Origin of the sequence: Bradyrhizobium sp. S3.12.5 (assembly GCF_040548225.1) — a bacterium.
GTDB lineage: Bacteria > Pseudomonadota > Alphaproteobacteria > Rhizobiales > Xanthobacteraceae > Bradyrhizobium > Bradyrhizobium cytisi.
This window is the reverse complement of the sequence record NZ_JBEPRF010000018.1, coordinates 42,160-56,852: the sequence shown is the minus strand read 5'-3', so window position 1 is coordinate 56,852 and position 14,693 is coordinate 42,160. Positions and strand designations below refer to the sequence as shown.

The window sequence follows — 14,693 nt, the reverse complement described above, 5'->3', positions numbered from 1 at the left end:
AATGACCTTTGACCACGATCTGAAGGCGAGCGTCCGCACCATTCCCGACTACCCCAAGCCGGGGATCATGTTCCGCGACATCACGACCTTGCTCGCGGATGCGCGGGCCTTCCGCCGTGCGGTCGACGAGCTCGTCAACCCCTGGGCGGGCAACAAGATCGACAAGGTCGCCGGCATGGAGGCGCGCGGCTTCATCATCGGCGGCGCGGTTGCGCATCAGCTCTCGGCCGGCTTCGTGCCGATCCGCAAGAAGGGCAAGCTGCCGCACACCACCGTGCGGATCGCTTACTCCCTCGAATACGGCATCGACGAGATGGAGATGCATGTTGACGCCATCTCGCCCGGCGAGCGCGTCATCCTGGTCGACGATCTCATCGCCACCGGCGGCACCGCTGAAGGCGCGGTGAAGCTGCTGCGGCAGATCGGCGCCAATGTCGTCGCGGCCTGCTTCATCATCGACCTGCCCGAGCTCGGCGGCGCCGCCAAGCTCCGCGCCATGGACGTTCCGGTGCGCACGCTGATGACGTTCGAGGGGCACTGAGCGATCGCTGCGATCGTCAGATCGCCTCCGCCTTCAGCTCGGCCCGCCAGTGCGTCCCGCGCTCCTTCAGCAGTGCGTCCCTGACATAGGCGGTCTCTTCGTCCTCCAGACGCTCGCATTCGTCGAACGTCAGGCCGGCCTCACCGTGCGCGTTCCAGGCGGCCTGGAGGCTCCGGCAGGGGTGGCCGCCCTGGCGCAGTGAGAACCAGATGCGGTTCCGGATCGTCTCCAGGTTTGGGGCCTGGCCGACCCAGGCCTCGCCCGAAGCCGCACAGCGGATCACGTAGATGCCCGCAATGGTCTTCCGCTCCTTGTAGGCGGCGATGGCTGCTTTCCGGTCGATGCTCACGGCTGCGCTCTGGATGAAGGGGACGTTGATAATCGCCTCACTAAGCCCAACGCGGCCGGCAGTCAATATTATCCGGGTATAATTTGTAACCTAAGATCGCTGCAGGATCAGGCTGAGCTCGAGCTCGCGGAAGGCGAGGTAATTGCGCCGGGTCCACTGGTGCAGCTCGGTCGAGGAGTCCTTCTCCTGGCGCAAATAGCCGGTGAAGGAGAAGTTCAGCCGGTCGATATAGGTCTTGAGGAAGCCGGGCAGCGCCGGCAGCCGGAATAGCCGGCCGCCGGCCATCGCGGGCGGCAGCTCGCCGCGGAGGATGAACTCGTTGTCGACGGTGATCAGGTTCATCCGCGGGATCTGCAGGCGCAGCATCTCATGGGCGCGGGCGGAGACGCGGTCGGTGTCGGCGACGAACAGGATCATCGGGGCGACATGCCGGCGCGCCGCTTCCTTGAGCAGGCCGATCTCGTCGGCCATCTTGAAGAATTCGTCGAAGGCGTGGAAGCCGAGGTCGATGACCTTGGCGAGCCCGTCATCGACGATGACGCGGTCCATCAGCTGCATCTTGCCGTAAGTGTCGATCACGTCGGCGGTCTCGGTCACCTTCGGCAGGTAATCGAGCAGCGACGGCTCCTTCAGATTGACGTCGAAGGCCGCGACATTGCCGTTCTTGAGCAGCAAGAATTCGGCGAGCAGCCGCGCCAGCAAGGTCTTGCCGACCTGCGGGCGGGGCGAGCAGATGATGTAAAGGGGCGTCGCGGGCATCACGAGCTATTATCTGAGCGAACTCACCGCCCAATCCAGCCGTATCCACCCATACTCTGCAACTATTTTTCGCTGCTGCGGCCGCCCGGCTTGGAGCCGACGATGTCGGTCAGGCGGATCCGGTCGAACTCGCTCCAGACGTTCGCCAGCCAGTGCCGGACATAACCGCGCAGCACGAACGAATAGTTCGCGGCATCGTCGTTGATGCCCTTGTTGGCGACAAATTTCAGGAACGGGACAGAGGAGACCTCGACCTGCTCATAGGCCATTTCGTTGAGCTTGGGGATGGTCAGCTCGGTCGCATCCTTGATGCGGTGGAAGTAGGAATTGTAGGTCGACTGGTCCCACTGGAAGAACTGGGTGTCGTTGATGAAGTTCTTCACTAGGAAATACTTGGCGCCGGTCATGAAACCGGCCGTTTCGGCGATCTCGTCCAGCGAGGCGATCGAGGGTCCCAGGATGTGGAACACCGCGAAGGTGATCTGGCCGGCCTTGGCGGCGTCGAGGAAACCGATATCGCGCAGCGAGGCCAGAGCCGGCGAGAGCAGGCCGGCGCGAACGTCGATCACGGTGACCGATGGGCTGGTCGCATTGAGCGTATCGAAGATCTTCATCTGATCGGCCGTCGTCGTCATGTCGACGATTTCGGTGATGTCAGGATGGAAGCGCTTCAGCGTGCCGCGCGGGGATTCCGTGTCGAAGGCGCGGGTCGGCACGTTGTTGGCGGAAAAATAATCGAGCAAGGTGCGCGACACCGTGGTCTTGCCAACCCCGCCCTTGTCCGCGCCCACCACAACCACTGCCGGCTTTGCCATTGCTGTCCCCTAACGCGCGCCCCCGATCGCGAGGTCGCAATCGGCCGGGCCCCAAATCGATGTCCCAAGGATGTCCCAAGTCTGCTGTTGGGCGCGAACATGGCAGAAACAAGGGAGAATTCAAATCCGCAGGCCGCGGTCGTGGCAATTCCCGAGGTTTTTCCCAATCGCTGTGAAACCCGCCGCAAGTTGCGGCAAATCATGTGTTCAATGACGGCCCCAAGGACCCATGGGATTCCCGATCGGACTGCCGGCTGCGGTTCCGGAGGGGCCTGGCGCAGGCAGGGGCGGCGGCGGACTGGTCCGGCTGCCTGCATCGTTCCAGGGGCCTTGCGGCAGCGGCGGCGGGGCGTCTTGCCGGTCGGCTTGCGCCTCCGGCTCTTCCGTCTCGTCGGCGGGCGGCGGCAGCGGACCGGGATCGTGGCCGCCGGCAAACTTCACCAGCGCATCGACCCGGGACTGCACCGACGGGTGGGTCGCGAACAAATCGGCAAAGCCCTCGCGCGGATTGTCGAGGCACAGCTCCATCACCGCCGAGGTCGCACCCGGCAGCTCGCCGCGGTTCTCGATCTTGCGCAGCGCCGAGATCATGGCGTCAGGGTTTTTCGTCAGCTCGACCGAGCCGGCGTCGGCCAGATATTCGCGCGAGCGCGACAGTGCGAGCTTGACCACCTGCGACACCAGCCAGGCCACCACGATCAGCACGACCGCGATGATGATGACCACGATTGCGCCGCCGCCGGAGCTCTTGCTGTCGCTCGACGACGAGGACGATCGCGACGAGGAGGAGGAACCCGACGACCACGAGCCGCCGGAGCTCCAGCTCAGATTCGTGAACAGCCGGAAGAACAATTCGCCGAAGAAGCCGACCACGCCGGCAATGATCACGGCGACGATCATCAGCTGCACATCGCCGTTCTTGATGTGGGTGAGCTCGTGGCCCAGCACCGCCTCGATCTCCCGGTCGTTCAGCGCCTTCAGCAGACCGGTGGTGACGGTAACAGCATATTGCCGCGGGTTGAGGCCGGTCGCGAACGCGTTGAGCGCCGGGCTCTCCATGATCTTCAACTTCGGCATGGTGATGCCGCGCGAGATGCAGAGATTTTCCAGCAGATTGTAGAGTCGCGGCTCCTCCTGCCGGGTGACGTCATGGCCGCCGGTGACGGCATCGATCATCGATTGATGAAAGAAATAGGCGATAATGATCCAGGCAAATGCCGCGACGGTCGCGAAGGGCGCGGCCTTGAGCAGGTCGGCGAAGGCCCGGTTCAGATAATAGGCGACGGTCTCATTGCCGTTGATGACGACTTCGGCGACCAGCGCGCCGGCATAGACCAGCACATAGACCAGCGCGAACAGGCCGGCGAGCAGCAGCATCGAACGAAACTTGTTCGAGGCGATGTGCGTGTAGAGACCATACGCGGCCATGACGCGTTGCCCTGCCGGCCTGTCGGCTCAGATCAGAACTTCACCTGAGGCGCCGCCTCGACCTCGGTGCGGCTGGCGCCGAGATCGAAGAAGTCCTTCTTGGTGAAGCCGAACATGCCGGCGAACAGAGCGGCGGGCATCTGCTGGATGCCGGTGTTGTATTCCTGGACCGCGTTGTTGAAGAAGCGGCGGCTCGCCGCGATCTTGTTCTCGAGATCGGAGAGCTCGCTGGCGAGCTGCTGGAAATTGGTGTTGGCCTTGAGGTCCGGATAGGCCTCCGACAACGCGATCAGCCGGCCGAGCGCGCCGGAGAGCTGGTTCTCGGCGGCGGACACCTGCGCCGGCCCCTGCGCCGACATCGCTGAATTGCGCGCCTTGATGACGTCGTCGAGTGTGCCGCGCTCATGCGAGGCATAGCCCTTCACGGTCTCGACCAGGTTCGGGACCAGATCGTGGCGCTGCTTGAGCTGCACGTCGATATCGGCAAAGGCCTGGCTGACGCGCTGTCCGAGCGCCACCAGCCGGTTGTAGGCGCTGAAGGCGAACAGCACGAGGACGACGATGACGCCGAGAACGATCCAGCCGGTCGACATGGAAAACTCCTGAAGGGAATTGAGGCGGGCAGCGTAAACCAAAATGGCGCCGGGGGGAGAGCCCCGCGCGGAGGGAAGGTAAGACTTGGTCGGACCGGGAACCATCCGAGTTCAAGGCAAAAGCGCCGAACGGGGTTAACTTTCGGACAGAACGGCATCACCCCAGCGCCAGCGGCGGGCGCCCGCATAAGCAGCCTTGTCCCGCCGCGGCACCTTGGCGAGTGCGACGCCGTCCTCAGTGCAGAGCTTGGCCGTGATCTCGGCCTTGCCGACATCCGGCGGCGCCAGCACGCGCGCGGCGCGGGCCGCAGGCGGCGCGCGGGTCAGGGCGACGTAGATGAAGCGCTCGTCCTCGAACGGCACGTCGGCGCCCTTGATCTGGCGGTGCGCCTGCGAGCGCGGCAGGCGCTGGTTGAAATGGCACCAGTCGGGCGCAATGAGCGGGCAGGGCTTTTCGTGCGGGCAGGGCGCGGCGACGAAGGCGCCGGCCGCGGTCAGTTGCTGGCGCAGCGCGAGGATGCGGGCGGTGCCGGCGGGGGTGCCGGGCTCGACTACGACCAGTGCGTGGCGCGCTTTGGCCCACATCGTCTCGGCGAGCTTGCGCTGATCGCTCTCGCCGAGCTCGCCGATGACGTAGCTCGCGACGACGAGATCGGCTTGCGAGACCTCGGCGAGGTTGGCGGCGGCATCGCCCGGCAGATAGCGGCAATCCGACAGACGCGAGCTATCGCGCGCCAGCTCGAGCGCGAGCCGGCTCAGCGTGGCGTTGGCGTCGAGCAGCGTAAAATCCTGCAACGACGAAAAGGCCTCGGCGGCCGCCCAACTCGCGGTGCCCGGGCCTGCGCCGACGTCGAGTAATGTCTCGGGAGCGAGGTCCGGCGCGATCTCGATGAGCGCGCTCAGGCTTGCCGCGACGGCAGCGTAGGTCGCCGGCATGCGCGCGAGCGCATAGGCGAGCGCATCGGCCTCGGACTTGATCGTGCCGGAGCCGCCGCCGGCGCGATAGGTGGTCGAGATCTTCTGCGACCGCTGTGCAGCGTCGGTGCGGGAGAAGCCCTGCAGCCTGGCGTCGAGGGCGGCCTTGAGTTCAGCGGGGAAGGTGGGTGAGATCATCATCCGTCATGCCCCGCGTAGGCGGGGCATCCAGTAATCCGAGAGAGTGCCGTCAGCCGAGAAGCCGCGGCGTACTGGAGCATCCGCCCCGGTGCGCAATTGCGCACAAGGCGGATGATGACGTCAATGGGTTTGGAACGCGCGCAGCCTCACGCCACGTTCTGGTCGAGAATGTCCACGGCCTCTTGCAGGTTCACCGAGACGAGCTGGGAGACGCCGCGCTCGGCCATGGTGACGCCGAACAGGCGGTTCATCCGTGCCATCGTGATCGGATTGTGCGTGATGATGACGAAGCGCGTGTCGGTCGAGGCGGTCATCTCGTGCAGCAGGTTGCAGTACCGTTCGACGTTGTGGTCGTCGAGCGGTGCGTCGACTTCGTCCAGCACGCAGATCGGCGAGGGGTTCGTCAGGAACACCGCGAAGATCAGCGCCATCGCGGTCAGCGCCTGCTCGCCGCCCGAGAGCAGCGACAGCGTCTGCGGCTTCTTGCCCGGCGGCTTGGCGATGATTTCGAGACCGGCTTCCAGCGGGTCGTCGCTCTCGATCAGGTGCAGCGCGGCTTCGCCGCCGCCGAACAGCTCGACGAACAGGCGCTTGAAGTGGTTGTTGACGACCTCGAACGAGGTCAGGAGGCGCTCGCGTGCTTCCTTGTTGAGGCTCTGGATGCCCTGGCGCAGCCGCTTGATGGCTTCGACCAGGTCGTCGCGCTCGGTGACGAGACCCGTGTGCTGGGTCTCGACCTCGCGCAGCTCTTCCTCGGCGCGCAGGTTCACGGCGCCCAGGCGCTCGCGATCGCGGCGCATCTTTTCGAGATCTTCCTCGATGTCGTGCAGCGGCGGCAGCTCGGCGCCGGGCTCGAGCTCGGCGAGGCCGGCGACGGCATGGGGCTCCACTTCGAGCATGTCGCGGATCTCGCGCTCGATGTCCTCGAGCCGGCGCCGCGAACCTTCCATGCGCTCCTCGGCGCGGGCGGTGGCCTCGCGCGAGCTGGAGAGCGCTTCGAGCGTCAGCTTGGCGACGCGATCGGTCTCGGCCATCGCGGTCTCCGCGGCGGCGAGCGCATCGGCGGCCAGGCGGCGGTCGTTCTCCGCATATTCGATCTCGGTGATCAGCGCGCTGCGCTTCTCGGCGAACACGGCGGGCGCGTTTTCGAGATCGCTGCGCTCGATCGAGACCTCGGTGATGCGGGTCTGGATGGTGTCGATATGGGAGGCCGCGCTCTCCTTGCGGTTCTGCCATTCGGTGCGCTCGGCGAGGATCGCCTGGACGCGGCGGTCGGCCAACTCGGCCTCGCGCGCCAGTGCCTGCGCCTCGGCGCGGACCTGCGCGGCCATGCGGCGATGGCCTTCGATGTCGCTGCGGACGGCGGCGAGACGGGTCTCGGTGTCCTCACTCGACGGCAGCTCGCTGATGCCGGCCTCGGCGTATTCGTACGCGGCTTCGGCCTCGGCGCGGTCGGCGGCGAGACGGCTGTGCGCTTCCGACAGCGTCGCCTTGCGCGCGGCGTGGCGGCTGATCTCGCGCTCGGCTGCGGCGTGGCGCTCGCGCGCGACGTTCAGCTCGCGCTGCGCGGCACGCCAGGCCTCGCGGCTGGCACCTTCGGTACTGGCCGCCATCTGCAGCTCGGACTCGGCGTTCTCCAGCGCCTGACGCTTGATCTGCGCGTCGATGCGGGCCTGCTCCAGCTCGTTCTCGATATCGACGAGGCGGGCGCGCTCGGCAAGGCGCCGCGCCGCGCCGGTCGGGGCGTGAGCGGCGGCGACAAAACCGTCCCAGCGCCAGACGTCGCCTTCGGGCGAGACCAGCCGCTGGCCGGTCTTGAGCTGCGACACCAGCTCGGCACCGCGCTCGCGCGGCACGACGCCGATCTGCGCCAGGCGGCGCGTCAGCTCGGCCGGGGCCTGAACGTGGTTGGCAAGCGGGGTGACGCCTTGGGGCAATTCCGGATCGCCGTCGGTGACGCCGGCATTGGTCCAGCGCATCGGCGCCGAGGGATCGACCGGCGCATCGAGATCGTCGCCGAGGGCCGCACCGATCGCTTTTTCGAAGCCCTTGTCGACGGTGATGCCGTCGATGATCGGCGGCCACAGATTCTTGGTCTCGCCGTTGACGATTTTTGAGATCGTGCGCGCCTCGGTATCGAGCCGCTGCACGCGCTTGTCGGCCTCATTGAGCGGCGAACGCGAGGATTCCAGCGTCTGGCGCGCGGCGACATGCGCGGCCTCGCTCGCTTGCGCGGCGGCCTCCGACGTGGCCAGCGTCTGCTCGGCGGTTTCGACCGTTGCGGTCAGCTCGTCGAGATCGCCGAAGCCGCCGGTTTCGTCGGCAAGCTTCTGCTCTTCCGCGGCGACGTTCGCGATCTCCTGGTCGAGACGGGCGAGCTTGTCGCGGTGGGTGCGGACGTTGGCCTCTAGCTGGTTGCGCTTGGCGGTGAGGTCGGCGAGCGCCGTGGTGAGCTCGGCGAACTGCTGCTCGGTTTCGGTCAGCACCGCCTCGGCTTCGTCGACGCGCTCGTCGACGCCGGAGCGCTTCTCTACGCGCGACTTGATCTCTTGCTTCAGCTCGGCATCTTCGGTGTCGAGCCGCTGCAGCGCGACCTCGGCATCCATCGTCTGCTGCTGGGCGCGCGAGATGTCGCCCTCGAACTGGGCGAGGCGGCGCTCGAGCTCGGCGACGCGCTCCTTGGCACGCTCTTCCTCGCGATCGAGCAGCTCGCGGGCATTGGTCAGGCGCTGGAGGCCCGCCGCGGCGCGGGCTTCGGCATCGCGCAGCGCCGGCATTTCGGCGGCACGGATCGCCTGGATGCGGGCGGCTTCGGCCTGGTGCTGGGTGCGCTCGGCCATCTCGCGCACGGCGAGATCGTGGGTGTGGCCGGATTCGTTGACGTCGGCGTGAGCGCCGATCCAGCGCAGATGGAACAGCGTGGCTTCGGCCTTGCGGACCTTGGCCGCGACTTCGCGATAGCGCACGGCCTGGCGGGCCTGCTTCTTCAGGCCGTCCATCTGGCCGGCGAGCTGACCGATCACGTCCTCGACGCGGGTGAGGTTGGTTTCGGCCGCCTTCAGCCGCAGCTCGGCCTCGTGGCGGCGGGCGTGCAGACCGGCGACGCCGGCGGCGTCTTCCAGCACGCGGCGGCGCTGCTCGGGCTTGGCCTGAATGATTTCGCCGATCTTGCCCTGGTGGACGAGGGCCGGCGAACGCGCGCCGGTGGCGGCATCCGCAAACAGGATCTGCACGTCGCGGGCGCGGACGTCGCGGCCGTTGATCCGATAGACCGAGCCGGCCTCGCGCTCGATGCGGCGGGAGATTTCGAGCAGCTGGCTGTCGTTCATCGCCGCCGGCGCAGTGCGATCGGCATTGTCGATCGTCATCGTCACTTCGGCGTGGTTGCGCGCGGGACGGTTGCCGGAGCCGGCGAAGATCACCGCGTCCATGTCGGCGGCGCGAAGCGACTTGTACGAGGTCTCGCCCATCGCCCAGCGCAGCGCCTCGACGAGATTCGACTTGCCGCAGCCATTCGGTCCGACCACGCCGGTCAGGCCGGGCTCGATGACGAAGTCCGTGGGCTCAACGAAGGACTTGAATCCGTGTAGGCGCAGGCGGGTGATCTTCATAAGCACGCATCTCTGTTGGCAGGCGCGAATCCCCCTGCCCGGACAATAGCATGGAAGGCAATGTCGCTGTCTGGGCGAGTCGCGCGGGGCGCCTCATGCGGCGGACAATGGCCGCGGTGTGCCGCGAGGGCAACCTGCGAAAGCCGCTTTTCCCAAGGGATTTATGCCGGGAAAGATACGGCTTTTGAGATGCGGATCAGGATCTTGACGAGCGAATCAGCTCTTCAGCAGCGGATTGATCTTCTTGGCGAATTCCTCGAACGAGGTCTCGCCCTTGATCTTCTCGCCGTTGATGAAGAACGTCGGCGTCGAATCGACCTTCAGAACGTCGCTGGCATATTTCTGGTCGGCGGCGATCTTGTCGAGCAGCGCCTGGTCTTTCAGGCAGGCTTCCACCTGCTGCTGGGTGAGGCCGGCCTGCTTGCCGATCCGCGTCAGCGTCTCCGTGGTGTTCTTCGTCACCCAGTCGTTCTGCTGGCGGAACAGCATGTCGGTGACCGCGAAGTATTTCGGCGCGTCGCCATTAGCGATACAGCGCGACAGCATCGAGCCGGCGGCGGCTTTGATGTCGAGCGGGAACTCGCGGAAGATGTAACGGATCTTGCCGGTGTCGATGTATTCCGACTTGATCTTGGGGAACACCTGCTCGTTGAAGGCCGCGCAATGCGGGCAGGTCATCGAGGCGTATTCGGTGATGGTGACGGGGGCATCCTTCGGGCCGAGCGCCATATCGGGCAGCGACACGGGCTTGGCGACATCGCCGGCGGCCTGAGCCATTGCTTCAGGGATCATGGCTTCAGAGATCAACCGCAGCGGCGAGAGCCCGGCGAGCGCGGCAAGCCCGGTCAGCGACAGCATCGTGGTGAAGGCGCGGCGGGTGATGATCAAGGTCGGCTCCCGAATTGGCATGGTCTCGCGCCCTAAGGCTCATAAGAAGGTTCCCGGGCGGCCTGTCGCTAGCTTGAAACGTGGTTTGAGGCAATGGCGAGCAGCAGGGAGGGGTCCAGATTGGCCGCGAAATGGGGCTCAATTTCGCTTGATGGCGACCCCGAGCCGCGCCAGCGCCGTCTTCAATTCTTCGTCTTCGATATCCCCCAGGCTCTCCGCCACCTTGGCGACGGCCTTGGGGTCCGGCGGGGCGGGCCGCACCGGGCGCCGTGGGCGCGACAGGGGGGCCTGGCGGAAGGCGAGCTTGCCGACCGCGCTCCAGCCGAAGAAGCGGTTGACCCGCTCCAGGATCACGTCGGCCGAGTGCTGGATCTCCAGCGCCATCGGGCCCTCGACCCGCAGCACCAGCGTCGCGGCCTCCTGCGGCTGGCCCTCGACCGGCCGCGGCCATTGCATCTTGAGCGGCTCGGCATGGGCGGCGATCTCAGGTCCGGCAATCTGCGCCCACCTCGTCACCAGCTCGCGCGCCGCAAAACCCTGCTTGGCATAGGCCTCGGCAAAGACGTCGTTGAGCAGGATCCCGAGCGGCTTGGCGCTGATGGGGCCGGGTTTGGGAGGGAATTTGGACATGGGGCCTTATAGCACCTCGGTGCGCGAGCCGCAGAACTCCTCGCAGCGAAGAAAGACGTGGATGCCTGCGACGAGCGCGGGCATGACGTGGAGAGGCCGGTGCATTGTCGTTACAGTAAGGACATGAGCCCCAAATCCGCCCTGAAGGCGAAATCGGAACCCATACTGCCGGAGACCGTGTCGCGCCCGGTCGCGCTGCTCGCCTGGTACGACCGCCACCGCCGCAGGCTGCCCTGGCGCGCCGCGCCCGGCGAGACCTCGGATCCCTACCGCATCTGGCTGTCGGAAATCATGCTCCAGCAGACCACGGTGAAGGCGGTTGGGCCCTATTTCGAGAAGTTCGTCGCGCGCTGGCCTGACGTCACGGCATTGGGAAACGCCTCGCAGGATGACGTGCTGCGGATGTGGGCCGGGCTTGGCTATTATTCGCGCGCACGCAATCTCTATGCCTGTGCGGTGGCGGTCACGCGCGAGCATGGCGGCGCCTTTCCAGACACCGAGGAGGGGCTGCGAACTCTGCCGGGAATCGGGCCCTACACCTCGGCTGCGATTGCCGCGATCGCGTTCGATCGCCACACCATGCCGGTCGACGGCAATATCGAGCGGGTGGTGTCACGCCTGTTTGCGGTCGAGGAGGAGCTGCCGCAGGCGAAGCCGCTGATCCAGCAACTGGCAGCGACGCTGCTGGCCAACTCCCGCGCCGGCGATAGTGCGCAGGCGCTGATGGATCTCGGCGCCTCGATCTGCACGCCGAAAAAGCCGGCCTGCTCGCTGTGCCCGTTGAATGAGGATTGCACGGCGCGTGCGCTTGGAACGCAGGAGAGGTTTCCGCGCAAGGCGCCGAAGAAGAGCGGAACGCTGCGGCGTGGTGCCGCCTTCGTCGTCACGCGCGGTGATGATCTGCTCGTCCGCAGCCGACCTGAAAAGGGCCTGCTCGGCGGCATGACCGAGGTGCCGGGTTCCGACTGGCGCGCCGGACAGCAGGACGCGACGGCAAAACAGCAGGCGCCGGGCTTGAAGGGGCTGTCGCGTTGGCAGCGCAAGGTCGGCGTGGTCACCCACGTCTTCACGCATTTCCCGCTGGAGCTCGTGGTCTACACCGCGAAGGCAGAGGCTCGCACGCGCGCGCCCGAAGGCATGCGCTGGGTTCCGATCGCGACGCTGGCCGACGAGGCGCTGCCCAACGTCATGCGCAAGGTGATTGCGCACGCGCTGGACTGAGGCTCAGGCGGCGCGCCTGCTGCCATGAGGGTGTCAGCAGGTCTACGCTAGGTCTTGACGCTCACGGAGGTTCGCATGGTCAAGACCGCGCTCGACAACTTCAAGAGGCCGCCCTGCGCCGAGCTGTTGGGATGGCGGCTGCTCGATGCCCGTCCAGCGGACGGATGGATCAAGCTCGGCTTCGAGGGCAAGCCTGAGTTCTGCAATCCTGCCGGCTTCATCCAGGGCGGCCTGCTCTCCGCCATGCTCGACGACACCATGGGCCCGGCGGTCCTCGTGATGAGCGAAGGTCGGCTCTACACCACCACGATCAGCATGACCGTGAATTTTCTGAGTCCCGCAAAGCCCGGGCCGATCATTGCCGAGGCAACGGTGACGCAGCTCGGCAAGACGATAGCGTTCGTCGAGGCCAAGCTGATGGCGGAGGATGGCACGGTGCTGGCGACGGCGAGCGCGAGCGAACGGTTGCTGGAGGCGGCGAGGGTGGTCGGAAAAATAGTCTGACGGCATGCGATACCCCTTCTCCCCTTGTGGGAGAAGGTGGCGCAAAGCGCCGGATGAGGGGTATCTATCCGCGAATTCTATTGTGTGAAGTGAACGCGCGGAGAGATACCCCTCGCCCAAGTGAGTCCGCGTCCACCGGCGTCGCGGCCCTCTCCCACAAGGGGCGAGGGCGCATCAATGCGCATCTCGCTTCGTGCGAAAATTCATATCGTCGCCCGCGCGTCTCCGCTCACGATCGGCGGCTTCGCGTTCAGCGCCTCGACCTGGAAGCCCGCAACGCGCTTGTAGTTCGCGGCGATGTCTTCCAGCTCCTTTTGCGACAGCACGTCCGTGACAACCTTGTAGCCATCCGGCGCGCGTTCCTCGACGAGCTGCATCACCTGCTCGGGGCCATTCTTGCGGTTGAGCAGCACGAGGTCGGTGGTCGCAGGCCGCCGCTCGGCTTCATAGGCGAGCAGCGCGGCTTGCGTCGGGCCATGGGCCAAAATCTCGCGGGTGATGGTGCGGGCATCGAGGATCGACTGCGAGGCGCCGTTCGAGCCGATCGGGTACATCGGGTGTGCGGCATCGCCCATCAGCGTGACCTTGCCGAAAGTCCATTGCGACACGGGATCGCGATCCACCAGCGGATATTCGTAGGCGTGCGGGCAGTTTTTAATCAAGCCGGGCACGTCGAGCCAGTCGAACTGCCAGCTTTCGAACCATGGCAAGAACTCTTCCAGCCGCGCGGTGCGGTTATAGTCTTCGCGCCGCCACTGATAGGTCGGCGGCATATGGCGCTCGGCGACCCAGTTGATCAGATGATTGCCCGCCGCATCCGGTTCTTTCGAGATCGGATAGCAGACGAATTTCAGGATCTCGTGGCCGGCCATGATCATGGTGCGGCCGGTCAAGAAGGCCTTTGATGGCGTCACGCCGCGCCAGAGAATGCGGCCGTTCCAGATCGGCGCGCCTTCATGCGGATAGAGCTTTTCTCGCGCGGCGGAATGGATCCCGTCGGCGGCGATTATGATGGCACCTTCGTAAGTCCCGGCCGGTTTGCCGGTAGCTCTGTCGATGAACTCGGCGCGGACGCCGTTGGCGGCCGTCTCGGTCCAGCCGGCCAGATGATGGCTGGTCAAAATGTTGTCGCGGCCGAGCCGCGCGATTGCGGTGTCGAGCAGGAGTTGCTGGAGGGTACCGCGATGGATCGAGAACTGCGGCCATTTGTAGCCGGCTTCCAGCCCGCGCGGTTCGCTCCAGATCGGCTTGCCGTGCTTGGAGAAATAAGCGAGCTCGCGAGTGCGCACGCCGCTGGCATCGAGCTTGTCCATCAGCCCGAGCTCGATCAGCTCGCGCACCGCATGCGGCAGCACGTTGATGCCGACGCCGAGCGGCTTCAGTTCCGCGACGCTCTCGAACACTTTCACGGGAACGCCGATTCCGTGCAGGCTGAGCGCAAGCGTCAGCCCGCCGATGCCGCCACCGGCGATGAGTACCGTCATGACAAACCCCTCCAGGTGCGGGCGTCTTGGCACAGGCGGGCGGATGTGGGCAACTGCGAAGAGAATGTCGTGCTATAGACCTGAGGGACGACAGCCGCTAGTTTCCAAATCTCCCATGAGGTCCGACATGCTCAAGCTCTACTACGCCACCGGCACCTGCGCGCTCGCCACCTACATGACCCTGGAGGAGGCCGGCGCCGACTACACGGCTGAACGGCTGAGCTTCAAGGATAATCAGCAGAACAGCCCGGATTATCTCGCGATCAACCCGAAGGGCCGCGTGCCGGCGCTGGTGACCGATCGCGGCGTCCTCACCGAGACGCCTGCGATGCTGGCCTATATCGCGCAGACCTTCCCCAAGGCGAAGCTCGCACCGCTCGACGATCCCTTCGACTTTGCCCAGGTGCAGTCGTTCAACTCCTATCTCTGCTCGACCGCGCACATCAACCATGCCCACAAGGTGCGCGGCGCGCGCTGGGCGACGCAGGAGAGCTCGTTCGCCGACATGAAGGCGATGGTCCCGAAGACCATGGGAGCCTGCTTCGCCTTGATCGAGCAGAAGATGTTCAAAGGCCCCTGGGTGATGGGCGACCAGTTCACGATCTGCGATCCCTACCTCCACACGCTCTCGCACTGGCTTGAGGGCGACAGCGTCGACATCAATGCCACGCCAAAGATCGCCGATCACTTCAAGCGCATGTCGGACCGCCCCGCCGTGCGCAAGGTGATGGACGCGCAGAAGGCGTGAGGTCTC

General features: G+C 65.7%; 14 protein-coding genes. 4 read left to right on the top strand and 10 right to left on the bottom strand.

The annotated features are described in order from the left end of the window. Position 1 precedes the first annotated feature (1 nt). The gene (locus ABIC09_RS25330) at positions 2 to 541 is read left to right on the top strand and encodes an adenine phosphoribosyltransferase (RefSeq protein WP_027529190.1); all 540 of its coding nucleotides are present in this window, start codon (positions 2 to 4) and stop codon (positions 539 to 541) included. Between the two features lie 16 nt (positions 542 to 557). Here ABIC09_RS25330 and ABIC09_RS25325 read toward each other — a convergent pair whose 3' ends face one another. The 9 genes from ABIC09_RS25325 to ABIC09_RS25285 all read right to left on the bottom strand — a co-directional run bounded on the left by ABIC09_RS25325 (position 558) and on the right by ABIC09_RS25285 (position 10,730). Beyond that, positions 558 to 890, bottom strand: coding sequence for a GIY-YIG nuclease family protein (locus ABIC09_RS25325; RefSeq protein WP_354033664.1), 333 nt, complete (start codon positions 888 to 890; stop codon positions 558 to 560). A gap of 90 nt (positions 891 to 980) precedes the next feature. Continuing rightward, a complete protein-coding gene (locus ABIC09_RS25320) occupies positions 981 to 1,649 on the bottom strand; it encodes a P-loop NTPase family protein (RefSeq protein ID WP_354110965.1) in 669 nt (222 codons plus the stop codon). Positions 1,650 to 1,711: 62 nt separating this feature from the next. Then, positions 1,712 to 2,464, bottom strand: coding sequence for a P-loop NTPase family protein (locus ABIC09_RS25315; RefSeq protein WP_148750091.1), 753 nt, complete (start codon positions 2,462 to 2,464; stop codon positions 1,712 to 1,714). A 207-nt stretch (positions 2,465 to 2,671) separates the two neighbouring features. Beyond that, entirely contained in the window at positions 2,672 to 3,892 is a 1,221-nt protein-coding gene (locus ABIC09_RS25310) for a M48 family metallopeptidase (protein WP_354110964.1), read from the bottom strand. Between the two features lie 32 nt (positions 3,893 to 3,924). After that, complete coding sequence (locus ABIC09_RS25305) at positions 3,925 to 4,485, bottom strand: LemA family protein (protein ID WP_354033662.1); 561 nt, start codon at positions 4,483 to 4,485, stop codon at positions 3,925 to 3,927. 135 nt (positions 4,486 to 4,620) lie between these two features. Beyond that, the gene (locus ABIC09_RS25300) at positions 4,621 to 5,601 is read right to left on the bottom strand and encodes a small ribosomal subunit Rsm22 family protein (RefSeq protein WP_354110963.1); all 981 of its coding nucleotides are present in this window, start codon (positions 5,599 to 5,601) and stop codon (positions 4,621 to 4,623) included. Positions 5,602 to 5,747: 146 nt separating this feature from the next. Then, on the bottom strand, positions 5,748 to 9,212 hold the full coding sequence (gene smc, locus ABIC09_RS25295; RefSeq protein ID WP_354110962.1) for a chromosome segregation protein SMC: 3,465 nt from the start codon (positions 9,210 to 9,212) through the stop codon (positions 5,748 to 5,750). Between the two features lie 216 nt (positions 9,213 to 9,428). After that, complete coding sequence (locus ABIC09_RS25290) at positions 9,429 to 10,100, bottom strand: DsbA family protein (protein WP_148750082.1); 672 nt, start codon at positions 10,098 to 10,100, stop codon at positions 9,429 to 9,431. Positions 10,101 to 10,238: 138 nt separating this feature from the next. Then, positions 10,239 to 10,730: a DUF721 domain-containing protein gene (locus tag ABIC09_RS25285; protein WP_354110961.1), complete on the bottom strand. Its 492-nt coding sequence runs from the start codon at positions 10,728 to 10,730 to the stop codon at positions 10,239 to 10,241. 123 nt (positions 10,731 to 10,853) lie between these two features. Between ABIC09_RS25285 and mutY the strand changes: the two genes are divergently transcribed. Further along, entirely contained in the window at positions 10,854 to 11,951 is a 1,098-nt protein-coding gene (gene mutY / locus ABIC09_RS25280; RefSeq protein ID WP_354110960.1) for an A/G-specific adenine glycosylase, read from the top strand. Between the two features lie 75 nt (positions 11,952 to 12,026). Then, the gene (locus tag ABIC09_RS25275) at positions 12,027 to 12,455 is read left to right on the top strand and encodes a PaaI family thioesterase (protein ID WP_148750077.1); all 429 of its coding nucleotides are present in this window, start codon (positions 12,027 to 12,029) and stop codon (positions 12,453 to 12,455) included. A 203-nt stretch (positions 12,456 to 12,658) separates the two neighbouring features. On the opposite strand, the gene ABIC09_RS25270 is transcribed toward ABIC09_RS25275, so the two are convergent. Beyond that, a complete protein-coding gene (locus ABIC09_RS25270; RefSeq protein ID WP_354110959.1) occupies positions 12,659 to 13,939 on the bottom strand; it encodes a flavin-dependent oxidoreductase in 1,281 nt (426 codons plus the stop codon). A gap of 127 nt (positions 13,940 to 14,066) precedes the next feature. On the opposite strand from ABIC09_RS25270, the gene ABIC09_RS25265 reads away from it, so the two are divergent. Next, positions 14,067 to 14,687: a glutathione S-transferase family protein gene (locus ABIC09_RS25265; protein WP_354033654.1), complete on the top strand. Its 621-nt coding sequence runs from the start codon at positions 14,067 to 14,069 to the stop codon at positions 14,685 to 14,687. The last annotated feature ends 6 nt before the right edge of the window (positions 14,688 to 14,693 follow it).

What these genes read in the sequence shown, in the direction of transcription:
- ABIC09_RS25305 (WP_354033662.1), bottom strand. Translation starts at nt 4,485, where the DNA reads ATGTCGACCGGCTGGATCGTTCTCGGCGTCATCGTCGTCCTCGTGCTG.
- ABIC09_RS25275 (WP_148750077.1), top strand. Translation starts at nt 12,027, where the DNA reads ATGGTCAAGACCGCGCTCGACAACTTCAAGAGGCCGCCCTGCGCCGAG.
- ABIC09_RS25320 (WP_354110965.1), bottom strand. Translation starts at nt 1,649, where the DNA reads ATGCCCGCGACGCCCCTTTACATCATCTGCTCGCCCCGCCCGCAGGTC.
- smc (WP_354110962.1), bottom strand. Translation starts at nt 9,212, where the DNA reads ATGAAGATCACCCGCCTGCGCCTACACGGATTCAAGTCCTTCGTTGAG.
- ABIC09_RS25315 (WP_148750091.1), bottom strand. Translation starts at nt 2,464, where the DNA reads ATGGCAAAGCCGGCAGTGGTTGTGGTGGGCGCGGACAAGGGCGGGGTT.
- ABIC09_RS25265 (WP_354033654.1), top strand. Translation starts at nt 14,067, where the DNA reads ATGCTCAAGCTCTACTACGCCACCGGCACCTGCGCGCTCGCCACCTAC.
- ABIC09_RS25285 (WP_354110961.1), bottom strand. Translation starts at nt 10,730, where the DNA reads ATGTCCAAATTCCCTCCCAAACCCGGCCCCATCAGCGCCAAGCCGCTC.
- mutY (WP_354110960.1), top strand. Translation starts at nt 10,854, where the DNA reads ATGAGCCCCAAATCCGCCCTGAAGGCGAAATCGGAACCCATACTGCCG.
- ABIC09_RS25300 (WP_354110963.1), bottom strand. Translation starts at nt 5,601, where the DNA reads ATGATGATCTCACCCACCTTCCCCGCTGAACTCAAGGCCGCCCTCGAC.
- ABIC09_RS25310 (WP_354110964.1), bottom strand. Translation starts at nt 3,892, where the DNA reads ATGGCCGCGTATGGTCTCTACACGCACATCGCCTCGAACAAGTTTCGT.
- ABIC09_RS25270 (WP_354110959.1), bottom strand. Translation starts at nt 13,939, where the DNA reads ATGACGGTACTCATCGCCGGTGGCGGCATCGGCGGGCTGACGCTTGCG.
- ABIC09_RS25330 (WP_027529190.1), top strand. Translation starts at nt 2, where the DNA reads ATGACCTTTGACCACGATCTGAAGGCGAGCGTCCGCACCATTCCCGAC.